Genomic DNA, 2,890 nt, shown 5'->3' with positions numbered 1-2,890 from the left:
GTGGTGAAGCCACCGCTGCCGTACACCGGCACCTCGGTGCCGCTCGCCCCCAGCAGTCCGACGAGTGGCACCTGGAGCACCCGTGCCTTGAGGTCCCACAGGGCGATGTCGACGGCCGAGATGGCGCCCGCGACCAGGCCGGGCCGGCCGGCATTGCGCACCGCCCGGGACATCGCCTCGTTGGCGCCGGGCACATCCAGCGCGCAGCGGTCGGTCACGATGCCGGCAAGCTGCTCATCGATGACCTGGGCGGTGGCTGCGGCCCCGTAGGTGTAGCCCAGGCCCGTCGTCCCGCCGGAGCGGACCTGGGTCACGATCATGGTCGTGGAGTCCCAGGCCAGCGTGCCGTCGCCCTCGGGGGCATCGGTGGGGACCCGATAGACCGAGGTGGCGACCGAGTCGACAACGGGGTCCGCGCCCCGGGCATGGTGCCCCACAGTCAGTCCTGGTGGTGCTTACGGCCCGGGAGAAACTCCTGGACCTTGGCCTTCAAACCCTGCTTGACCATCGAGGCACGGTCGCTGTCGCCCTTGAGAACGGCGGTGGTCGCGGCCTCGATCTGGTCGAGGCTGGCGTGCGGCGGAATCGGCGGCACGGCGGGGTCGGTGCGGAAGTCGATGACGAACGGCCGGTCGGCAGTGAGCGCCTGGCGCCAGGCGGCTTCCACTTCGTCGGGCTTCTCCACCCGGACGCCACCGAGCCCGATGGACCGTGCGAAGTCGGCGTAGGGCACGTCCGGGAGTGCCTGCGAGGCGAGGAACTGCGGGGCGCCGGACATCGCGCGCATTTCCCAGGTGACCTGATTGAGGTCCTGATTGTTCAGGACGGCGACGATTAGGCGCGGGTCGTGCCACTCCTTCCAGTACTTGGCCGCGGTGATGAGCTCCGCCATGCCGTTCATCTGCATCGCGCCGTCCCCGACGATGGCCAGCGCCGGCCGGCCGGGATGGGCGAACTTCGCACCGATGACATATGGCACGCCCGGGCCCATGGTGGCGAGCGTCCCGGACAGTGAGCCGCGCATCGTGCCGCGCATCCGCAGGTGACGTGCGTACCAGTTGGCGGCCGAGCCGGAGTCCGCGGCCAGGATGACATCGTCCGGCAGCAGCGGATCCAGCGCGTGTACGACATACTCCGGGTTGATCGGATCGGCCTCCACAGCGGCCCGTCGCTCCATCACCTCCCACCAGCGTGCCGTGTCCTTCGCGATCTTCTTTCGCCACTCACCGTGCTTTTTGCGCTTGAGCTGCGGCAGTAGTCGTTGCACGGTTGCCCGGGCGTCTCCGACGAGATTGACCTCGAAGGGGTAGCGCATACCGACCATGTGCGGGTCGATGTCGATCTGCACCGCCCGTGCCTGGTCCAGCTCGGGCATGAACTGGGTGTAGGGGAAGCTGGAGCCGATGACGAGCAGGGTGTCGCAACCCTGCATCAGCTCGTACGAAGGACGGGTCCCCAGCAGGCCGATGGCGCCCGTGACGTACGGCAGATCGTCGGGGAGCACGTCCTTGCCCAGCAGCGCCTTGGCCACACCCGCGCTGAGCACATCGGCGACCTGCTCCACCTCGGCGCGCGCCCCGCGGGCGCCCTGACCGATCAGGAGGGCGACCTTCTCCCCAGCGTTGAGCACCTCGGCCGCGCGGGCCAGGTCGTCCTCGCTCGGCACCGGCGCGTAAGAGGCGATACCGAGGCTGGAGGGGACCATCTTGAAGGCGTGCGTCGGCGGCGAGTAGTCCAGTTCCTGAACGTCCGCCGGAATGATCACCGCGGTCACCGTCCGCCGGCCATAGGCGGTACGCATCGCCCGGTCGATGGCGTTCGGCAGTTGCTCGGGGACGGTCACCATCTCGCAAAAGTCGGAGGCGACGTCCTTGTACAAGCTCAGCAGATCGACTTCCTGCTGGTAGGAGCCGCCCATCGCACTGCGGTTGGTCTGCCCCACGATCGCCACGACCGGTACATGATCGAGCTTGGCGTCGTAGAGGCCGTTGAGCAGATGGATGGCGCCGGGCCCGGACGTGGCCGCGCAGACGCCGACCTTGCCGGAGAACTTGGCATACCCGACGGCTTGGAAGGCGGCCATCTCCTCGTGCCGGGCCTGGATGAATTTCGGCTTGTTGTCCGCACGTTCCCAGGCGGCGAGCAGCCCGTTGATGCCGTCACCGGCATAGGCGAAGACATGCTCGACGTCCCATTCGCGCAGACGCTCGAGGATGTGGTCGGAGACCTTGTTCGACACTGAAGCTCCTTCTCTGCTGGGTCAGGTGCGTCGTCGCAGAAACACCGCGCCCGCCGCGCCCGCCGCCACTGCCACGGCGGCGAGAGAGGCCGCGGTGACCAGGCGGGCGTCGCGGGCATCGGGCCCCGGACGATCGGCGAGCCGTTCTGGGTGGTGGGCAGGGGCGGGGCCGTCGAGGGCGAGTGCCAGCGCCTCGGCCAGGTGCAGCGCGGCCCGGCCGGTACGGGCCTGCGAGATCTGGGTACGGCAGCTGAAGCCGTCGGCCAACACCAGGGCACCGGGCGAAGCCTCGCGAACGGCGGGCAGTACGCCCAGTTCCCCGATTTCCATCGACAGGTTGTAATGGCCGCGTTCGAAACCGAAGTTGCCCGCCAGGCCGCAACAGCCGGCGTCCAGCACCTCGGCATCCAGGCCGGCCCGGCGCATCAGCTCCCGGTCGGCGTCGTCCTTCAGCACCGCGTGCTGGTGGCAGTGGGTCTGGACGATCGCCGTGCGGGCAGGCCGTGGCGGACGCCAGTCGTCGGGGGCGTGGTTGACGAGTTGTTCGGCCAGCGTGCGGACCTGCCCGGCCAGCCGCTGAACGTCCAGATCCCCCGGGAACAGCTCCGGCGCATCGGCGCGGAAGACCGCGGTGCACGACGGCTCCAGCCC

The 2,890-nt window shown here is 69.2% G+C and carries 1 protein-coding gene and 2 pseudogenes; all 3 read right to left on the bottom strand.

The window, feature by feature from the left end; all coding sequences use genetic code 11:
* A pseudogene (locus ACGFWI_RS38920) lies at nt 1–437 on the bottom strand (mandelate racemase); the annotation flags it as partial.
* Nucleotides 438–439: 2 nt separating this feature from the next.
* Nucleotides 440–2,239, bottom strand: coding sequence for a thiamine pyrophosphate-requiring protein (locus ACGFWI_RS38915; RefSeq protein WP_393910789.1), 1,800 nt, complete (start codon nt 2,237–2,239; stop codon nt 440–442).
* Nucleotides 2,240–2,260: 21 nt separating this feature from the next.
* Nucleotides 2,261–2,890, bottom strand: a pseudogene (locus ACGFWI_RS38910) (FAD-binding oxidoreductase); the annotation flags it as partial.

The organism is Streptomyces sp. NPDC048434 (genome assembly GCF_043200375.1).
Classification (GTDB): Bacteria; Actinomycetota; Actinomycetes; order Streptomycetales; family Streptomycetaceae; genus Streptomyces.
The sequence above is the reverse complement of the archived record's forward strand: the minus strand, read 5'-3'. Positions and strand labels throughout refer to the sequence as shown.